Annotated in this window: 20 protein-coding genes; 8 read left to right on the top strand and 12 right to left on the bottom strand. The window is 60.8% G+C overall.

What is annotated here, in order from left to right:
- The 3 genes from Q0288_RS12875 to tsaE form a co-directional block, all read right to left on the bottom strand.
- Positions 1-1,330 (bottom strand): metal-independent alpha-mannosidase (locus tag Q0288_RS12875; RefSeq protein ID WP_299431044.1); only part of this gene is annotated, 1,330 nt, incomplete at its 3' end.
- Positions 1,331-1,366: 36 nt separating this feature from the next.
- Positions 1,367-1,558 carry a hypothetical protein gene (locus Q0288_RS12880; protein WP_299431046.1) on the bottom strand — a complete coding sequence of 64 codons (192 nt, stop codon included), beginning with the start codon at positions 1,556-1,558 and terminating at the stop codon, positions 1,367-1,369.
- A gap of 66 nt (positions 1,559-1,624) precedes the next feature.
- On the bottom strand, positions 1,625-2,059 hold the full coding sequence (gene tsaE / locus Q0288_RS12885) for a tRNA (adenosine(37)-N6)-threonylcarbamoyltransferase complex ATPase subunit type 1 TsaE (protein WP_299431048.1): 435 nt from the start codon (positions 2,057-2,059) through the stop codon (positions 1,625-1,627).
- A gap of 80 nt (positions 2,060-2,139) precedes the next feature.
- On the opposite strand from tsaE, the gene Q0288_RS12890 reads away from it, so the two are divergent.
- Positions 2,140-3,366 (top strand): TCR/Tet family MFS transporter, encoded by a 1,227-nt coding sequence (locus Q0288_RS12890; protein WP_299431050.1) that lies wholly within the window; start codon positions 2,140-2,142, stop codon positions 3,364-3,366.
- Positions 3,367-3,577: 211 nt separating this feature from the next.
- Here Q0288_RS12890 and Q0288_RS12895 read toward each other — a convergent pair whose 3' ends face one another.
- Complete coding sequence (locus Q0288_RS12895) at positions 3,578-4,672, bottom strand: C45 family peptidase (RefSeq protein WP_299431052.1); 1,095 nt, start codon at positions 4,670-4,672, stop codon at positions 3,578-3,580.
- Between the two features lie 497 nt (positions 4,673-5,169).
- Between Q0288_RS12895 and Q0288_RS12900 the strand changes: the two genes are divergently transcribed.
- On the top strand, positions 5,170-7,056 hold the full coding sequence (locus tag Q0288_RS12900; RefSeq protein ID WP_299431054.1) for a S8 family serine peptidase: 1,887 nt from the start codon (positions 5,170-5,172) through the stop codon (positions 7,054-7,056).
- A 12-nt stretch (positions 7,057-7,068) separates the two neighbouring features.
- Positions 7,069-7,437, top strand: coding sequence for a hypothetical protein (locus tag Q0288_RS12905; RefSeq protein ID WP_299431056.1), 369 nt, complete (start codon positions 7,069-7,071; stop codon positions 7,435-7,437).
- Positions 7,438-7,659: 222 nt separating this feature from the next.
- Here the strand turns inward: Q0288_RS12905 and Q0288_RS12910 are convergent, their stop codons facing one another.
- Positions 7,660-8,451: a metallophosphoesterase family protein gene (locus Q0288_RS12910; RefSeq protein ID WP_299431058.1), complete on the bottom strand. Its 792-nt coding sequence runs from the start codon at positions 8,449-8,451 to the stop codon at positions 7,660-7,662.
- A 25-nt stretch (positions 8,452-8,476) separates the two neighbouring features.
- On the opposite strand from Q0288_RS12910, the gene Q0288_RS12915 reads away from it, so the two are divergent.
- Both Q0288_RS12915 and Q0288_RS12920 read left to right on the top strand, forming a co-directional pair.
- Entirely contained in the window at positions 8,477-9,082 is a 606-nt protein-coding gene (locus Q0288_RS12915) for a chromate transporter (RefSeq protein ID WP_299431060.1), read from the top strand.
- A complete protein-coding gene (locus tag Q0288_RS12920; RefSeq protein WP_299431062.1) occupies positions 9,075-9,596 on the top strand; it encodes a chromate transporter in 522 nt (173 codons plus the stop codon). Before Q0288_RS12915 ends, Q0288_RS12920 begins: the two co-directional genes overlap by 8 nt.
- Before the next feature lie 29 nt (positions 9,597-9,625).
- Here Q0288_RS12920 and Q0288_RS12925 read toward each other — a convergent pair whose 3' ends face one another.
- The 6 genes from Q0288_RS12925 to Q0288_RS12950 are packed head-to-tail and all read right to left on the bottom strand — an operon-like array spanning position 9,626 to position 14,986.
- A complete protein-coding gene (locus Q0288_RS12925; RefSeq protein ID WP_299431064.1) occupies positions 9,626-10,153 on the bottom strand; it encodes a hypothetical protein in 528 nt (175 codons plus the stop codon).
- Positions 10,154-10,207: 54 nt separating this feature from the next.
- On the bottom strand, positions 10,208-11,173 hold the full coding sequence (locus Q0288_RS12930) for a GNAT family N-acetyltransferase (protein WP_299431066.1): 966 nt from the start codon (positions 11,171-11,173) through the stop codon (positions 10,208-10,210).
- Complete coding sequence (locus Q0288_RS12935; protein ID WP_299431068.1) at positions 11,170-12,177, bottom strand: GNAT family N-acetyltransferase; 1,008 nt, start codon at positions 12,175-12,177, stop codon at positions 11,170-11,172. The genes Q0288_RS12930 and Q0288_RS12935 overlap by 4 nt, the downstream gene beginning before the upstream one ends.
- A gap of 33 nt (positions 12,178-12,210) precedes the next feature.
- Positions 12,211-13,146, bottom strand: coding sequence for a GNAT family N-acetyltransferase (locus tag Q0288_RS12940; RefSeq protein ID WP_299431070.1), 936 nt, complete (start codon positions 13,144-13,146; stop codon positions 12,211-12,213).
- Positions 13,147-13,148: 2 nt separating this feature from the next.
- Positions 13,149-13,889, bottom strand: coding sequence for a class I SAM-dependent methyltransferase (locus Q0288_RS12945; RefSeq protein ID WP_299431072.1), 741 nt, complete (start codon positions 13,887-13,889; stop codon positions 13,149-13,151).
- A complete protein-coding gene (locus Q0288_RS12950; protein WP_299431074.1) occupies positions 13,886-14,986 on the bottom strand; it encodes an RIO1 family regulatory kinase/ATPase in 1,101 nt (366 codons plus the stop codon). Before Q0288_RS12950 ends, Q0288_RS12945 begins: the two co-directional genes overlap by 4 nt.
- 443 nt (positions 14,987-15,429) lie before the next feature.
- Between Q0288_RS12950 and Q0288_RS12955 the strand changes: the two genes are divergently transcribed.
- From Q0288_RS12955 to Q0288_RS12965, 3 genes are all read left to right on the top strand, one after another.
- Positions 15,430-16,149: an SDR family NAD(P)-dependent oxidoreductase gene (locus tag Q0288_RS12955; RefSeq protein WP_299431076.1), complete on the top strand. Its 720-nt coding sequence runs from the start codon at positions 15,430-15,432 to the stop codon at positions 16,147-16,149.
- Positions 16,150-16,217: 68 nt separating this feature from the next.
- Positions 16,218-16,742, top strand: a complete 525-nt coding sequence (gene nrdR / locus Q0288_RS12960; RefSeq protein ID WP_299431078.1) for a transcriptional regulator NrdR — start codon at positions 16,218-16,220, stop codon at positions 16,740-16,742.
- Between the two features lie 202 nt (positions 16,743-16,944).
- The gene (locus Q0288_RS12965) at positions 16,945-18,309 is read left to right on the top strand and encodes an FAD-dependent oxidoreductase (RefSeq protein ID WP_299431080.1); all 1,365 of its coding nucleotides are present in this window, start codon (positions 16,945-16,947) and stop codon (positions 18,307-18,309) included.
- Between the two features lie 28 nt (positions 18,310-18,337).
- On the opposite strand, the gene Q0288_RS12970 is transcribed toward Q0288_RS12965, so the two are convergent.
- A complete protein-coding gene (locus tag Q0288_RS12970) occupies positions 18,338-18,745 on the bottom strand; it encodes a hypothetical protein (RefSeq protein WP_299431082.1) in 408 nt (135 codons plus the stop codon).
- Positions 18,746-18,862: the final 117 nt, after the last annotated feature.

An 18,862-nucleotide genomic window follows, 5' to 3' on the forward strand; every position in this document is an offset into this window, starting at 1 on the left:
CGGAGAAGGTATAACCGCCCCCTGGCTCAAAGCTGAAGACAAAACGCCCGTTGCGCTGGGCCTGGCGGTAGAGGGTCTCGCGCACCATGCGGGCCTCGAGCTTGAGGCTTTCGGGCTGGGGCCAGTAGGGTGCCAGGCGCTCGAGGGCCACACCCCACAGGGCGTTGTCGTAGGTCAGGTAGGGCTCTTTGACCGGGTCGTCGGTGGGGGAGAGGAAGGTGCGGTAGAGCGAGAGCGAAGGGTGTTTTTCCTCGGCAACCCGGGCAAACACCTCCTCCAGCAGATCGCGCAGCTCGGCCACTAGCTCGGGGTTGGGGCCGGTGGCCTCCAGATAACGGGCCAGGGCCAGCGGATAGGCGGCGGCCTGATCGAGCTCGAAGCCTGGATACAGGGGTGGCCCATTCAGGTACTGAGCGTGTTCCCCCGGCCAGCGGGCATGGCGGTGGAACACGGCCTTGAGCACTGCTTTGGCCCGCCTGTGGTCGGCTTTAAGCAGGGCCGGGAAAAACCACAAAAGCGCGTCGCGCGCCCAGTAGGCCCCCGAGACATAATAGTGCGGGCTGCGTGAGGTAAGCAGCACCGGTGGGCCTTCGAGGGTATCGGCCTGGGCGTAGAAGTAGCTGAAAATCAGGTGTCGCCGATAAACCTCGTAGAGCGGGCCAGTATAGTTGGTGGCAAGCAGGGCCAGCTTGTGCAACGTTTTTCGCAGCAGGTTTTCCCAACCCACCCGCCGCAGATGCAGGGCAGTAGTACGGGCGCCATCGCCTTCGGGGGCTAGCCCCAGGTACAGCGTGACTGGGCCAGCCGCCCACTCCAGCACAAACTGCTGGCCCCAGTCTATGCGGGTGGGTGGGGGGTCGGCCTGCCAGCCCAGGGCCAGCAGGGTGCGTTCGGCGCGGGCCTCGAGCACGTAGCTGCCAGTCCAGGCATCGTGGGCGGTGCGAAAACTGGCCTCGAGCCTCTCTTCCTTAAAACGCCGCAGGCCCAGGTATTCCAGATTGCCTGCTACTTGAATTGGCCCGGGTGCGCGGGGCTCGAGGCGCAGGGCCAGCCCCCGTTCACCGTAGGGGGCCAGCAGCGTGACCGTGAGGCGGTCGTTCTCCCAGACCGGAATCCAGTCCGAGAGGCGTGAAACCTTCCAGCCCTGGCCCGACACCTCCAGCAGCGGCTCACCCACCCAGTCCAGCAACCCATTCAGGGTAAGAGAGGCTACCCCAATACGTGAGATCGAGGGGGCCCTGGGGCTGGTTTCCACGTGAATATCGAGGTTCCCGGTGGGCAGGTGTTCTGGTGGGGAGTCCAGGATGGGGGCGGGGGTCATGAGTTCCATAATCGTGAGGTGAAAGAGGAAGCAAAGAGCCTGCTGCTACTGTTTCTTGAGGTTATCGAAGGAAATCCAGATGAAGTACATCGCAAATACCACCCCGGCAACCCCCAGTAGCGTTACCATACTCCGCAGCCAGTGGGCAAACATCACCCCCACCACGACCCCGGCGAAAAACCAGACCAAATGCCAGCGGTACTGCCGCCACACCAGGCTGCCCATGGTTTTGTTCACCAGGACAGCGTACCGCCTTTCTGGTTTTTAACCCAGTAAGCCCAGGGTTTTGTCCTTCCGATTCCATCAGTCCCGGTCCCGGTCGTTTAGAGGGGCGATACTGCGGTGGGGAATCATCTCCACGACGCGCCCTCGCTCGCTCGGGGTGAGGCGGATCTCCAGGCTATCGGGAAAAACTGCCGGCTGGCCCCACTCAATCAGCACCAGCCGGGCCTCGGGCAGGTAGTCTTCCAGGCCCAGGTGGTATAGCTCCTCCTGGTCGGCCATCCGGTAGGCATCAATGTGCACGATCAGGCCCTGCTCGGTAGGGTACTCGTGGATCAGGGTATAGGTGGGGCTGGTCACTTCACCGGCAAATCCCAGCGCCCCGACCAGGAACTTCACCAGGGTGGTTTTGCCCGCGCCCATCGGCCCGGTGAGCAGAACCAGGCTGCCCTGGGGGAGCGTCTGGGCTAGTTTTTGGGCGAAGCGACGGGTGGCCTCGAGGTCGGGTAGCAGCACGGATATAGCATACCGATCCCGAAAACCGCCCCCTCGAGGTTGCTTTTGCTTCGGGCGTATAGTGTCATAATGGCGCGGTTATGGCCTCTGCCAGAACTGCTTCCCTGGCTTTCATCCTGATCTCGGTGCTGATCAACGTGATGGGTCTGGGACTGATAATTCCGGTGCTGCCCAAACTGATCGCAACCCTGGCGGGAAGCGTGGAAGCCGGGGCCCAGATCAACGGCATCTTCTTTGCGGTCTATGCGCTGATGCAGTTTGTGTTTGGCCCCATTCTGGGCCTGCTCTCCGACCGCTACGGGCGTCGCCCGGTTCTGCTGGCCTCGAGCCTGGGAACCGCCCTTGATTATCTGATTGCGGCCCTGACGCAGTCCATCTGGATTTTGTTTCTGGCTCGAGTGGTCGCCGGAGCGCTGGGAGCCAGCCTTTCCACCGCCAATGCCTACATTGCCGATATCTCTAAACCCAACGAACGCGCCCGCAACTTTGGCCTGATCGGGGCCACCTTCGGGATGGGCTTCGTGCTGGGGCCAGTGGTGGGAGGGGTGCTGGGCAACATAGATCTGCGCCTACCCTTCTTTTTTGCGGCGGGACTGGCTTTTCTCAACTTTCTATACGGCTACTTTGTGTTGCCCGAGTCGCTCAGACCAGAAAACCGCAACCACAATGCCAGGTCGCTCAATCCCTTTACCGCCCTCAAAATTCTGGGCCAGACCCCCCTTCTGCGTGGACTGACCTCGAGCCTGGCCTTGATTTTTCTGGCCTTCGGGGTTTTGCAGAGCGTCTGGGTCTTGTATACCGCCTACAAGTTTGACTGGAAACCGCTCGAGGTCGGCTTTTCGCTATTCCTGGTGGGGCTCGGTGGGGTGGTGGTGCAGGCCGTGCTGATCCGACCGGTGGTAGCAGGCCTGGGCGAGCGTAGGGCCCTGATTCTGGGACAGAGTGTATCCATTTTCTCCTTCACCCTTTATGGGCTGGCCACCCAGGGCTGGATGATGTACGCCATCATTGTTCTGGCGGCCTTTAGCAACCTGGGCCAACCCCTGATTCAATCGTTTTTAACCCGCGAGGTCTCGCCCCAGGAACAAGGTGCTTTGCAGGGCGCCCTGGCAGGGGCCCAGAGTCTCACGGTAGCTGCGGGGGGCTTGCTGGGTGGCTTCATTTTTGCGATGGTGGTTGGGCTGGAACATGCCGAGTGGCTGGTGGGACTTCCCTTTTTTGTGGGGGCCTTGATGTATCTGCTGGCCGCCATCAATACCACCCGGCTGTTCCGTCGGACAGCCGAAGCCACGACGCGACCCAGCTGAAACGTGGAGACCCACGGCCGGTGCAGTGGCGGTATGCCCATCAAAAACCACGTTAATACCGGATTCAAAAAGATCATCCTCCAACCCGGAGACCCCGAGGCTCTCTTTTTGAATCCGGGAGCATACCCCTCCCGGACGGTCGGCGAAAAAAGCGTCTCCCTTCGGTCGGGTTCCGAGTCTGGTATAACCGGCCCAGGCTCGAGGTCAACCTTCATAACGGGTAGTGCGCATAAGGGTTCTGGTGGGGTGGGCCGTCGGAAACCCACAGTTCTAGCGTCCCCAAGTTCATAATTACCGAGGCCAGGGTGCGGTAGGGTTCGCCCAGTTCGTACTCTTCCTGGCTGGCGGTGCGGCAGACCGCATAGGGCGCACCCTCCCGGTCGGAGAGGGCGGCTTTCAGGTCTTCCAGGCCGGGTTTTTCTACTGCGCCCAGCCGGAGACTGAGGCGTCTGGCCCGGTGGTGGGAGCGATCCAGCCATTCGATGGGCGGAACCTCGATTCCAAAGCGCTCGGGTGCGATGTAGTGGTTGGCATGCACCAGCAGACGCGGGTCTTCCCAGACTCCAATTCCAGCAGGCGAGACCTCCAGATCCACCGCCTGCTCCCCCTGCCCAATCAGGAAGTTGCCCGAGGCGGTGCGCGGGCTTTCGACAATGGCTGCCCGGGCCTCCGGCAGGGTTTTCTGCCGCAGGGCTTCGTAGGTACGCAGATGGAAAGGTTTGCCCAGGCCCGCCCAGTCGTCGCCGACCGAGACCAGCCCGTTGATGCAGAGTCCCAGTCCGTGGGAGTTGAGGCCCATCTTCCCGCCGAAGATGCCGGCCTCGGTAAAGGCCAGCACCCGGGTTCCGTCGGGTTCGGTGATGTGTTGCAAAGCTCCCTGCACCCCTTCCATCCAGTCCCAGTTCTGGCCCATCCAGAGGTGGCCGTCGGAGCTATGGCCTGGCAACAGCGCAAAAGCTGTGCAGCCGTTGGGGGCCTCGCGGGCCAGATAAACCGGGGCGGTGTCCTGGGCGAACTGGTAGTAGACGATTTCGTAGCGCACGTTGAGGGTGGCGATGTCCACCAGGGGTTGCCCCGACCCTGCCGCGATGCCCTCGATCCCCAGAGCATAGGCTGGATTTTGTTGCTGGATGGCCCCAAAATACCGCTCGCCCCGGCTGCGGGCCTCGGCTGGGGACAGTTTGCACTCGACCTCGAAGCGATGGAAATAGACCTCGAGGTTATGGGCAATGCGGTCAGCCAGGGCGACTCCTTGCTCGAGGCCCTGGTCAAAGGGAGAACCCGAAAGTTGCAGGTAGGGCAGCATGTCTGCCCATTATGGCCTATGGCCGGAGCCTCTTCTACGGTCTCGCACCAGGACTGGCCCCTATCGTGAAATCGGAAAATGCGCGGCGCCACCTCGAACCCTTCGACTAAGCTCGGGGCAAGACTCAGGGCAGACTCAACAACGCTGAAAGTTTGAAGCGCCGTACTACGCCGAATTCGACGAACCGGAGCGCAGCCGTTGCTTCGCCTGGCGGCCTCAGCATGACCTTCGATAATTTTTGTACGGCCCCAGAGGCCAGCTCCACTTTTGTGATAAGAGCCAGCACCAGGATCTCGAAGCTGCAAACGGCGGGTCGAGCCCTTAATACAAGCCTGTATTTTGCTTAACAGCCATAACGGTAGCCGCAGAAATTGCGTCCAGGCGCCACATTCTACTTATGGCGTTACGGGCAGTTCTACGTAACGGTTCTATTCGCACTTGACGTGGGCGTTTTTGCCTAGGCTGGGAGTCGGCAGGAACACTACGGAGCATCCCATATGCCCAAAAAACGCCATTCCATTCCCATCTGGCTTCACCGAATCGTCGCATTGTCCATCGTTGTTTTGTTGGTGGCCTGCGGTGGCGTGAACAGGCCCGCCACCCTCCCGCCGAGCGACCAGGGCTACCTGCTCACGGTTCCCCTGACTTCCAGCGATACCCAGGAAAGCCTGGCCCAGCGATACGGCGGTGAGGTGATTGCCTGGCTGGACGGCCAGGCCATCCTGAAGTTGAGCAGCCAGGCGGCTGCGGCCTTGCAGGGCCGGGGGGTCTCGCTGCAAAACACTACCCTGGAGCCCAACTCCACTGTGCGTAGCCCGGCCATGGCCCTGAGCTTCCACACCTGGGCTGGGGGCTTCGGCTCCTGGGCAGGCGGCTGGAGTCACTGGGTAGGTGGTACCAGTACCATCCCAACCCTCCCCAGCGAGAACCGCTTCCAGTTTATGCTCACCAGAGTTCCGCAGGCCCAGGCCCTCAGCCGTAACTTTGGGCAGGGCATCAAGGTGGCGGTAATTGATACTGGCATTGACCTCAATCACCCCCAGTTCACCAACCGCCTGGCCCCTGCTGGTGAGCACTTTGACTTTGTGGGCATGGATGCCATTCCTCAGGAGGTAGCCGGCAGCATGTATGGGCACGGCACCGGGGTGGCCAGCCTGATCCTGCAAGTAGCCCCTCGGGCCACCATCCTGCCGATCCGGGTCTTGAACGGGGATGGGGCTGGTACGGTAGCCGACGTGGTCTCGGCCATCCAATGGGCCATGAACATGAATGCCCAGATTATCAACCTCTCGCTGGGCACCACCGTCAGCGATACGGCCCTACGAACCATCATCAATAGCGCGACCAACCAGGGCCGCTACATCGTCGCCTCAGCGGGCAACACCGGCAATGGCAACATCACCTTCCCGGCAGCCTGGGCCAACAACACCGTCAGCAATCACCAGTTCCTCATCAGCGTGGGCAGCGTCAGCAGTGCCCTGGCCCTATCAACCTTCTCCAGCAGGGGTACCGCGCTAGAATATGTGGCCCCCGGGGCCTCGATTGCGGGGGCCTATCCCGATCTTCGTTTCGCTTTCTACACCGGGACCTCCTTCGCGGCTCCACAGCTTGCGGGGGCGGTGGCCCTGGCGTTGGCCGATACGGAGAATGAAGGCAGCATCGGCGAGTACCTCAAGCTCTCTGCCATCAACCTGGGCATCTCGGGGGTGGAGTGGGGCCTGCTCAACGTGGCCGGCATGCTGCAACAGCCGGGAGATTTCCAGCGTAAGAGAGCCCTGCTGGTTGCTCGCTTAACTGGTGGTGTGCTGTCTAGCGCAGACAGTGTCCTCAGAACCCGTCTGGAAAGCCTGGGCTACACCGTGACCGTCCGGGGGGATGCAGCCAGCACAAGCTCCGATGCAAACCATCAGGATGTGGTGGTGATTTCGGGTAGCATCAGCCCCAGCAGCGTAAACACCAAGTTTAACAGCGTAGCCGTGCCGGTGGTGGTGATGCACTGGGATCTGTTCGACGAGATGCGGATGACGGGTGGTAGCTCGGGAAATCGCAGTGTGCAGACCAGCCAGACCCAGGTCAGGGTGCTGAACAACACCCATCCCCTGGCCGGTGGCCTGCCCGCCTTCCTCAACACCACGGTCTATAGCAGTTCGGACTCGCTCAACTGGGGCAGGGTGGGCTCGGGGGCAGTCAGTGTGGCCAGCCTGACTTCCGACACTGCCCGCTCTACCTTATTTGGCTACAACACTGGGGCCGCATTGCAGAGCGGGACCGCCCCCGCCCGCCGGGTAGGCTTCTTCCCGAATAGTTCGGGTACTGCCCGCCTTACTGCCAGTGGAATGCATTTGCTCGAGGCCGCCATCACCTGGGCTGCATCAGGAAACTAAGGAGCTGCCAAGATGGTTGAACCCAAGAAACCCAACCTCCAGGCCATCCTGGTCATGGACTCCCGCAAGACCTCGCTGGCAGTACGGCAGCAGAACTTCACCGGAGCCTGGTCGCAGCTCTACAAAGCCGGGGATTTCTATCTCGACCTGAGCCTGAAACCCGACACCCACAAAGCCTACCTGCAAGGCTATATCGTGGCCGATCCCAGTCTGCTTTCCTCAATCCAGGGCACCACTTTGCTGCACAACGACCAGACCCAATTGAGCACCCCGATTGGACGGATCGGTTCTTTCCGGCTGGAAGTGCCCGCCACCGGGGCCTACCGGCTGGAGATTGCCCTGCCAGATCAGGTCATTCGGCTGGATAGCATCGAAATCTAGCCCGGTTCCACCCAAGCCAAACCCCCAGGAATTTACCTGGGGGCTTTGGGGTCATGTGGCTTACCAGGGAAAACGCACGATGCTTGCCCGAGAATGGCCCCACTCGTCCTTTGGGAATACCTTTGTGCGGTTTTGCCAAGCCTGACAGAAGGAGCAGTGCTAGGCACCGACGCGTTTTCCAAGTCTGCCCTCGAGCCCAACCGTAACTTATACAAAATTGTACTACTGGCCTTCAGACAGACCAAACACAAACCCCGGCCCCCCGTTCCACAGGCAGTGATCCACGTTGAAGCAGAGGCCATCGTTATATTCCAGCGGGTAGAGCACCATCTGGGGTGCGTAGCCAATCAGGCTGTAGATGGGGGTGTGACCGTGCACCAAACGATTGGCCCCCAACTGTCGTAAAAATTCTTCGGTCAGGCCAGTGCCCCCATTGAGGAAAGAAAACCGGCTAGCGAATTGCTCGGCCAGTCCATCCCAGGATTCGACGTGGTCCGAGCGCAGGATATCGCGCAGGTTGTGGTTGATTTGCTCGAGGCCGTCACCCCATTCCAGGTAGAACAAACTATCGGCATGCATCAACAGGGTGCCTTCGACCAGGGCCAGGGCGGGGCGGTTTTGCAGCCAGCGAACGTGCGCATCGTTCAAGCGCTCAAAGTCGTGTTCTTTTCCTCCCACCCGCTGCCAGATTTCGTAGAAGGTCACGCTTTGCCCCTGGCGTTTAAAGCTGGGGATTTCTATATCGGTAAAACGATGCGCGGCCAGCAACATGGTGTCGTGGTTGCCCAGGAGCGCATGCACGGCGCCACCGGCAGCCTGTGCCGCGTGCTCGAGGCGCATCAAAAGCTCAATCACCCCAATGCCATTGGGGCCCCGGTCGGTATAGTCGCCCAGAAACCAGAGCTGGGCCTGTCCTCCTGTCCACTCGAGTCTATCGCCCACAAAACCCTCGCGCTGCAAGAGCCGGATGAGGGATTGAAGACAGCCGTGGGTATCACCGATGGCGTAATGCACCGCCGGACAGTGTATCATCCAGAACGTGAAAGTACCGCTTGGCAAGCTGTTTTCGGCCTTCGTTCACATCGGGTTGGTGGCTTTTGGCGGGGGCGGCAGTGCCCAGCTCTACCAGGCCATTGTGCTGAAGCGGCGCTGGATGGAGGAGCGGGAGTTTCTGGAAACCACCGCGCTGTGCCGTATCTTGCCGGGGCCAGTGTTTGCCAACACCGCAGCCCACATCGGGATGCGGCTGGGTGGGGTCGCGGGTGGGGCTCTGGCCCTGCTGGGGGTTTTGACCCCTGGGGCCATCCTGATGTTGTTGTTGAGCTTTGCGTATGTTCGCTTCGGAGCGGTTCCCGGCTCACTGGCCGAGAGTGCACTGAACGGCGTTGCGGCAGCCGCCATCGGGTTAATACTGGCCACCATGCTTCGCCAGGCTCCCATTGCGCTGGACTCGCTCAAGGCGGTGGGCCTGGCCCTGGTGGTGTTTGTGACCTATGGCCTGCTGCACTGGCAGTTGTTGCTGGTACTGCTGCTCTCGGTTCCGGTGGGGATGGGTCTGTACTGGCAGGAGGCGGCAATAATGCCCGCCGGAGAACCGACAAGTAGCCCGTCAGGCCAGGGGATGGAGGCCGTTGGTCGTGGGTGAAACCCTCGAGGTCTTCCTGGCCTTTTTGCGCTTTGGGGTACTCAGCTTTGGTGGGGGTATGGCCAACCTGCCCGAGATGGCCCGGGTGATCATCGGCAACGGCTGGGTCACCCGCCAGGAGTTTGCCGATGGGTTTGCGCTGGGGCAGTTTGTACCGGGACCAAACATGCTGGCGGTACTGTTCTACGGACTCGGCGCCGCCGGTCTGCCGGGGGCTTTGGCGGCCATGCTGGGCATGTTTTTGCCGGGTGCGGTAGGGGCCATGCTGCTGGTGCGGGGCTGGGAATGGATGGCAAAAGCCCAGTGGAGCCGGGCCCTGCGCAAGGCGCTGGTGCCCATCAGCATGGGCCTGAGCGCCAGCATGGTGCTGGTTTTGATACAACTGAGCGTGGACTCGCTCTTTTGGGGCGGGGTGCTGGTACTGGCCGGTCTGCTGATTTATCGCGGTGCGAGCGTGGTACTGGTGATTGCCGGTGGGGCCTTGCTGGGGCTCTTGATCGCTTTGGGTTCCTGAGCAACTTATTGCCATGCCTAAAGCAGTATTCAGGCCATTAGCCACAGCACCAGGGCAGCGCGGGGCGCCAACAGCACCAGTACCAGGAGAGCCGTCGGCAGCTTGGTAAGAAACCACATCCCAGAGAAATCTCCCCAGGCGTGACCCGTCCTCAGGGCCATGACCATATCCACCAGCAAATAGGAGGCATCCATTACCAGAGACAGGCTTAGAACTGCGAGGGCAAGTCCAGTCCAACCAAGCTGCACCAACGATACCGCTACTATGATGGTGAAAACTGTTTCCAGGAGTAGCCCACCGGCCACGAAAAGGTACACCCGCCGGGTAGTAGTCAGGTGCTTCCACACCGTCTCGGCATAGGGGTCATAATCGGTTGGGGAAACCCAGCGATCACCATACCGTAGCGCAACGTGCTGGGGAAAGGTAAACAAGCGAATCTGCATCTGATGCGCAGGAATTCCCAGTGCCAAACCTGCTAAATAGTGGCCAGACTCGTGTACAGCAATGAGCACGAAGATACACACGGCGTAGAAAAGAAAAGTGGCCAGGAACTCCATTATTAGAACGCTCCTTGCGACCCAGAATACCAGAGCGCCGCGTCGCTCCCGGGCTCATCCTCCGGCCCTGAGGACTTTTGCCAGGTCAATCCAGGCCGGCATCTTCTCGAAGCCGAGGGCCTCGTTGATGGCCAGCATCGAGCGGTTGACCTGGGCGTTCTCGGTACGCACTGCTGTCTTGCCCAGTTGCCTGGCGTGGGTGAGGGCGGTCACTTTGAGCGCCAGCGCCAGGCCCCGGTGGCGGTGTTCGCGCCGCACGGTAGTAAAGCCGGTGTTGAGGTCGTTGTCGGCGGGCCGCTTGAAGAGCATCGAGACCCCTGCATACTCACCGTCCTTGACTGCCAGAAACCACAGCGCAGGGTCGAAGTCGGGGTTGGAGCGGGTGTTCTCCCAGTAGCGTTCCTGGGTAGGAAAGGTAAACTGCTCTCCCGGCGGCAGCGGTACGTCGTGGCTGCCCGCGTGGTCAAGCTCATACATTTTGCGCTCGTAGTCGGGGTCGTCCAGCAAATCTGCCAGACTTTGGATCTGGTAGCCCAGATCCCGCACCTTTTGCAGATCACTGGCCCAGCGCACGGGCTCGAACCGGCTCAGTTCAACCCTGGACTCCCAGACCCGAAACTCCTCGTGATAGCCGCGTTTCTCGGCAAAGCGCAGCGCCTCTGGCTTGTCGGCACGGGTCGAGGCCAGCAGCTTGATGGGGTTGTGGGAGTGTAGCTCGATCATCATGTGCTCATACAGGGCCGCGCCGATTCCCTGTCTCTGGTGCTCGGGATGAACGGTCAGGCCCACCCAGAACTTCTGCGGGTGATAGAGCCACTCCATCTGAGAAAACAGCGCGTTTCCCAGCATCTCGCCGTTCTGCTCGGCCACCAGCCGGCGCAAGACCAGCCCAGGCTTGAGGCGCCGGTCACCCGCCTCGAGGGTCTCGGGCAGCACGGGGTTGTCGGGCCAGACGGCGTTGCGAACTCGAGCCAGCTCGGGATAATCGGCAGGGGTAAAGGCTCGAATGGTAAAACTCATGATTCCTCCCGTGCAGTAGCAAGTGTTGCTGCGGGCATCGCAGCTTCCTCCTTGATAGTCAGCACATAGTCGGCCCAGATGGGCTGCTTCACAAAACCCATGGCCTCGTTGATGGAAAGCATGGCCCGGTTGTTGGACTCGTTGCCGGTGCGAATTTCCTTGACCCCGCGTTCCCTGGCAAAGCGTATGCCCTTGAGTTTGAGGGCCAGGGCCAGGCCCAGGCGGCGGTAGGCCCGGCGGGTGCCGGTCAGACCGGTGCCCAGGTAGTCGCCATCGCTCTTCCAGAGGGTGCTCATGGCCACGTACTGGCCGGTCTTGGTGTCTACCGCAACAAAGTATGCTTCCGGCAGGTAGTAACTGCTGCCAAACACCCATTTGCAGTAGTCTTCGAAGCCAACCTCGCTAATGGCGTCGGGGCGGGGCACGTCCAGCCGGGCCTCGAGCCAGAGGTCGTAGGATTTCTGCTGGTACTCGGGGTCGCTTTCCAGTTCCTTCAGGCACTTAAGCTCGAAACCCGCCGCCTCCGCCGCCTCGATTTTTCCGGCATAGGGGGCAAAATCAAAAGCCTGCACATCCAGGCGCGACTCCCAGTATTTCATCTTCTCGAGGTAGCCGAGCTTGTGCAGCCAGGCGATAGCCGCAGTCTGATCCTCACGGGTGCTGCTCAAAATCGAAATAGGGTCGTGGGGTTCAAGGGCCGCCACCACCTGCCGGTAGAGCGCCTTGCCAATCCCCTGGCTGCGGAACTCCGGCCTCACCGTCACCCAGGCTGCAAACCTTTGGGGGTGATACATGCCCTCAAACTGGGTGTACTCGCCCACCCCCACGATCCGGTGGTCAATTTCAGCCACAAAGCGCCCCCACTTGATCTGGGGGGCATGATCGTCGTCTTCACGCAGGGCGGTTTCGGTATGCGCCTGGTCGGGCCAGGCGGCGTTGAACACCTCGGCAATTGCGGCATAGTCACGTTCTTCAAATGGGCGAACTACAAGGTTGATGGTCATAGGCTCCTCCCGAACGTTTGAGGGATACTGGACTTAGCACATAAACTCCCTGCGCAAGAATACGGTGGCGGCTTCTCTGACAAAGCCCAGTGATTCGTTGATGGAAAGCATGGGCCGGTTGATCTGGTGGTTGCTGGTACGGATGTAGCGGGCCCCATAGGCCCTGGCAAATTTCGCGGCTCGCAACTTGAGCGCCAGCGCAATTCCCTGGCGGCGGTGGCCTGGCAGAACGCCGGTTAGCCCGGTTTGCAGGGTTTGGGGGCGGCTGGACTTGAACAGCATGGTCAGGCCCAGCATTTTTTCCCCCTCGAGCGCCATAAAGTAGCCCTCGGGCAGCAGGTTGGGGTCTTCCACATGGCGCTGCTGCCAGACCTCAAAGGCCCAGGGCACCAGGGGCTCACTAAAGGGCACATCGCGCAGCAGTTTTAGCTCGAGGTCGTACCAGGCCCGCTGAAAGATGTCCTGGGTATAGGGCAGTTCGCTCAAAGGTTTGAGCTCGATGCCCCTGGCCAGTGGGCGGCTGAGGGGAGTCGGGTCGAAGTCTGCCAGATCCAGCACCGAGTCCCACCTGCGGTCTACCTCGACAAAGCCCTGGCTCAGATAAAAGCCATACTCGGGCCAGTTCTCACGGGCCTGGGTCTGCAATTCTTTGGGTTTTAGCCGGGACACTTGTTCCATCAACAAGGCCCAGAGCGCCGGAACCATACCCTCGAGGCCGGGTTGCACACCGTAGCGCACTTCGTAGGCATGGGCCTTGGGAGCGTTGCGCGGGCTTTCATACTCCGCCACCCCCACTGCCTGCCCCTCCAGTTCAACCATGAACCTTCCCAGCACTTCGTCCCTGGCCCGGGTCTTGTCCAGGTGCTGCACCTCGCCTACCGACCGCAAAACCTCGGGATGGGTTTGGTTGAGCACCTCCACATAAGCCTGGTAGTCGGCCTCGGAAAAGTCGAATGGGCGGAAATTCATCTCTACTCCTTGCGGGCTACAGCCATGTACTCGGTCTCGTCCAGCTCAATCGGGCGTTTACCCCAGTTGCCCGCCGTGCCGCCCCAGACGTGAAGTTGTTTGAGCCCTACCTCGCGCATCAGCCACTTGAGTTCGCTGGGAAAGAGGCGGCGGTCTCTGTACTGAAGCCGCATGGTCTTGCCCCCGGCAACCTCCATCGTTTCGTCTTCTATCTCGACCATGCTTACCGGGTCAAAGCGCCCGCGGTGTATGTCGTCCTGGGTGTACTGGCGGATTTTCGAGTAGGGGTTGAGGGTGGTGAGCACCAACAGCGCACCCGGCTTTAGCGCGGCACTCACGTTGGCAAGGATGGCGCGGCTGTGTTCCTCGGGGTCGTCGCCCAGGTTGAACAGACCCAAAGCACCTTCGCACAAGCAGATTGCCGCGTCGAAGGTTTTATTGGCTCTGAACAGCGTTGCATCGCTATGCACCCACTCAACTTCTACACCTGCCGCCTTGGCGTTTTTGCGGGCCTGGGCCAACATTCCCGACGAAATATCCACGCCGGTCACCTGGTGGCCGCGCCTGGCGAGTTCAATCGCATGCCGCCCGACGCCGCAGCCAGTGTCGAGGATGGTAGAAGCTGGAGGGAGCTGGAACAGCTCGAGTAAAAAATCTACTTCTGCCACGGTGTTCCGGGTAAAACCGTTGTTCAGGTATTCGGGTGCGTGTTGGTCGAAGAATTCCTGCCAGATGTGACTCATAACAACTCTCCCATGGGGGTGAACGGGGTAGCGTTTTCGCGGGCAGTCTGCCAGACCCTGCGCAGTACCTCAGAGCCTTTAGGGTGTAAGCCCAGGTGACCAAAGGTGCGGCAGAGGCCGTTCACATCGCGCTCCAGAATCTCCTTGGCGCGGGGGTTCTTATCCCATTCCACCACCTGCGGGAAGTCAATCACAACTGCCTTGCCTTCCCACCACAACAGGTTGAAGGTGGAGTAGTCGCCATGCACTTTGCCGTGGGCCAGCATTAAGCCCAGGTTGTGGATGGCCTGCTCCAGTGCATCCTGGGCCTCTTCTTTGTTCAGCCCAGCTTCACTCAGGCGGGGTGCAGGGCCTTCATCATCGCCAATAAACTCCATCAAGATCACGTTGCCAGCATGGGCGATGGGTCTGGGCACGGCCATGCCAGCCTGGTGCAGGGCGTGCAGTTGGCGGTATTCCTCCTCTACCCACAGGATGTTCTGCGCACTGACGCCGAACTGGCTGCGCTGGTCAATGGCCTTCTCGACGCGCTTGTCGCTGATGTAGCGGCCCTGGCGGTAAAGGGCGTCGTTTTTGAAGCTGCGAACGCGGCTATCCACGTAGAGCTTGGCCGCCAACAGGGGAAAACCCTCAACCACCCCCTCTCCCTTTTGGGGGAGGGGGCCGGGGGGTAGGGGAAGACTCTCAGCCGCTCGCCCCTCCCCTGGCGGGAGATGGCAGTAGTTGGAGGGGCGGGGGCGAACCAGAGGAGCTGTCTTGGCCGAGGCCCGCACTACGTACAGGGTGGCTTCCTTCCCGCTGCGCAGTTGCCACAGCAACTCGCTAAAGTACTCCTTCTCGTACAGCTCTTGCAGGCCGGGGTCGCCAAAGGCGCGGCCCTGTTCCTGGCCGGACTCGAGCAGTTTCTTAACCGACTGGCGGCGCGGGGGCTTGCGGGCCTTGCGGTGGGCGCGGTCGGCGAAATACTCGTGGTTATCGGCTTCATTCGAAAGCCAGTCGAAGCTGGAAGCTCTCAGCTCCTCGTCGAACCAGGTTGCGGCCTCGGAATCGGAAGGGGGTGCCTGGAGAGGGTGCAGACGGGGATTGTTGATAGACATTGGAACCTCAGAAATACCAGTAAAGGGGGGCCTGGGATCGGAAGCATGGTTGGTTGAGTTCTGGGCAATTCCCATTGCAGACTCCTTTCGGAAGCCAACCAGAAAGCCGGGGGCTTTTTGGTTGCCCCCAGCTCGGATATACGTCGGCGCTTTATGGCATTAACGTAACCGTATGGCGGCAAACCACCGATGCGACTCCAAGGGCGGGCAGAAAGTGGGAGATCATCATGGGTTCACCTCCTTTACGGCGGACACTTCAACTGGAGGAGTCTAGCATATCCGGGGTCGGCCCCGCAAGAAGGGTCGCGTTTCTAAAGGCCGATCGCGATCTGGTCTAAAACAGCGACCGGGCGTACCCTGCAGGCCGGACGACTAGAAGGGCAAAAACCATACTGGTCGACGCATTACGCCCCACACGGCTTTTTGCGCTATGATGGGATTCAATGGTCGATTTTTCACGAGATTTGCTGGGCCTGGAGCAGCGCATCGTCATGGTAACGGGGGCCGGACGGGGGTTTGGGCGTTCGATGGCCCGCTCCTACGCCCGCAATGGGGCCACCGTCATCACCGTAGACCCCGATGTGGAAATGGCCACCGCGATTGCCTCCGAGGTCGAACAACTGGGGGCCACCGCCATCCCCATCCGGGGCGACATGTCGGTGGTGCTGGACGTGATGAACACCTTCGAGAAGATCGAAGAGTTGTTTGGGATGCTCGACGGGATTGTGCATGTCACCAGTGCCGAGAGCAAGACCCCCTTTGTTGAGTTGCTCGAGGGGGAGTGGTACGACCTGCTCAACGCCGATGTGAAGTCCAGCCTGTACGTGTTGCAGCAGGGCCTGCGCTACCTGAGCGGGGGCGGCTTCGTGACCCTGGTGTTGCCGCCCTTGCAGCGCGACCAGCCCCATGTGGCCTCCGTACGTGGAGCGGTGGCGGGTCTGATAGAGGGCGCGACCCGTATCTTCCCCACCAATGTGCGCGTCAATGGGGTTATCCCCAGCCGTGATCCGACGAGCGAGGAGCACGACCGGCCTCTGGTGCGGGTAGCGGTAGCCCTGGGTTCGATGGTCTCGGAGGGTGTGCGGGGACAGTTGCTCGAGGTTCTGCTCCCCGAGCCACCGAACCAACCGGAAATCTACGACTTGCTGAGGGAGTTACCATGAAAGGAGCGTCTAAGGTCGAAAGAGATCTCCAGGCCCTCGGCCTTCTTCCTTAGACCTTCGACCAAATTATGAACTGCCCCTTCTGCGGAAACCCCGACAGCCGTGTGCTGGATTCTCGCCCTTCGGACGAGGGCTCGGTGATTCGCCGTCGTCGGGAGTGCCCAGGCTGCAAGCGTCGTTTTACCACCTACGAGCGGGCCCAGGTGGAGCCCTTGCTGGTGGTCAAGCGCTCGGGGCGCAAGGAGACTTTCGATCCCAACAAGCTGTTGCGCGGTCTCAGCCTGGCAGCCCAGAAGCGCCCGATAGACCCCGAAGAGTTGCAGGATTTTGCTTTTGGCTTCGAGGACACCGTCAAGGAAATGGAGATCACCTCCGAGGAAATTGGCTTACGCTCGCTGGCTTTCCTGAAGAACCTCGACCCGGTGGCCTATATCCGCTTTGCCTCGGTCTACCGCGAGTTCGACAGCCTGGAAAACTTTATCGAGGAAGTGCGCAAGCTTGACCGCAAACCCGGCAAGGGCAGAAGAGCCCCAAAGGCGGAGGAAGAGGACGAGCTCAGTCTGGCCGACGAAGCTCGCCTGGGCACGGTTTGAGCAGTGGACACCCGGCAGGAAGAAAGCCTGGCCGGCATGTTCTCGTCCCCGACCTTCCCAGGCTGGTTTGGCCATTACAGCCACAGAAGTAAAAACCTCCCGATAGGTACGCTCATCCCTCCGGTCATGGGATATGATTTGCGCTGTCTGTGCGCGGCTGACCCGCGACCGTATTCCCAAAACAGGCTGGAGGATGTTGAAAATGGCAAACCAGTTTGACACAAACCGCCCCCTGCGGGTAGCAGTCATCGGCTCGGGGCCTTCAGGCATCTATGCTGCCGAAGCCCTGATCAAACAGAGTGCGACCGTGGTCTCGGTGGATGTGTTTGACCGGCTGCCCACCCCCTATGGGCTGGTGCGCTATGGGGTGGCGCCCGATCACCAGACCATCAAGTCGGTCACTAAGGTCATGCAGAAGGTGTTGCAAGACCCACGGGTGCGGTTTCTGGGCAGCGTCGAGTATGGCCGTGACCTGACCCGCGCCGACCTGCGATACCACTATGATGCCGTGGTCTACGCGGTGGGGGCTTCCAGCGACCGCAACCTGGGCATCCCTGGCGAAGACCTGCCCGGTAGCCTCTCGGCCACCGAGTTTGTGGCCTGGTACAATGGCCACCCCGATTACGAAACCCACCAGATGAACCTCGATATGCGCGGGGTAGCGGTGGTGGGGGTGGGCAACGTGGCGGTGGATGTGACCCGGGTTCTGGCCAAATCGGTAGAGGAGATGACCCAGACCGATATTGCCGATCACGCGCTGCCGGTGCTGGCCCAGAGCCAGGTGACCGATGTGTACATGCTGGGCCGCCGGGGCCCGGCCCAGGCCAAGTTCACCACCAAGGAACTGCGCGAACTGGGCGAGTTGCACAATGCCGATATTGTGGTCAGGCCGGAGGAACTCGAGCTCGACGAGAAGAGTGCAGCTTCGATTGCCGACCAGCCGGCCATGCTCAAAAACCTGGAAATTCTGCGGGGGTTTGCTGCCAAACCCCTGGAGGGCAAACCGCGCCGGGTGCATCTTCGCTTCCTGGTCTCGCCGGTGGCGATTCTGGGCGAGGGCCGGGTACAGAAGATTCGCCTCGAGCGCAATCGCCTTGACGAAAACCTGAACGCGGTGGGCACCGGCGAGTTCGAAGAATTGGAAGTGGGCCTGGTGCTGCGCTCGGTGGGTTACAAGGGCCTGCCTTTGCCCGAGGTGCCCTTCGATGGCCGCAAAAGCGTAATTCCCAACCAGGGCGGGCGGGTGATGCGGGACGGTCAGATAGCGCCCGGCGAGTATACCGCTGGCTGGATCAAGCGCGGCCCCAGCGGGGTGATCGGCACCAACAAGGCCGATGCTGTCGAGACCATCAAGCTGCTCTTGGAGGACGCGCCCAGTTTACCTCTCGCGGCTGAACCGGATTCGCAAGCCGTAATGCGGCTGCTGCAAGAGCGGGGTGCAAAGGTGGTGGGCTTCGACCACTGGCTCAAGCTCGATGCACTCGAGACCGAGCAAGGCCAGGCCCAGGGCCGCCCACGGGTTAAGGTCACCAGCGTGAAAAAGATGCTCGAGCTGAGCAGGGATTGAGCAGGAGGCAGGGGAGACAAGCGGTCGGTCATGGTCTTGAACCCTCCACCTCCGACCCCCGGTTACTTGTTTGCAGGCGCCCTACCCACAAAAAAGCGGTTGCCATTGCCCGGTTCAAGGTCTCTTGATTGGGTGGGTTTGTCAGCAAACGTTCTAACTCGGCCTCGCTGATGTTTTCCAACGGCCTTGCGCTGGGTTGGTCGCCGGCAAAGCGCATGGCCATTCCTTCGGCTTTCCAGCGTGGCCAGCCCTCGGGCTGGGCCAGATGGAATAACTCGTGGCGCAGGGTGCGCTCGAGGCTTTTCCGCTCGAGGAGAACGCGTAAACGCTGGCTGTCAATCTGGTTTTTAATTCGGTTGGCAGCAGATAGGACGAACCAGGGCAGCCGGGTTGCGGTGGTATAGGACTTTAGGTTGGGATGAACAACCACCCGCACCAAAGCAGGTGGGTGGTAGCCCGCTACGATCAAATCTCGGCGGGTCCTTTGAAGAATTCCAAAGACTTCAGACAGGTGTCGGGCGTCCTCTGCCGAGGCGGTCTGTAGGACGAAGCC

The organism is uncultured Meiothermus sp. (assembly GCF_937863175.1).
Classification (GTDB): Bacteria; Deinococcota; Deinococci; order Deinococcales; family Thermaceae; genus Meiothermus.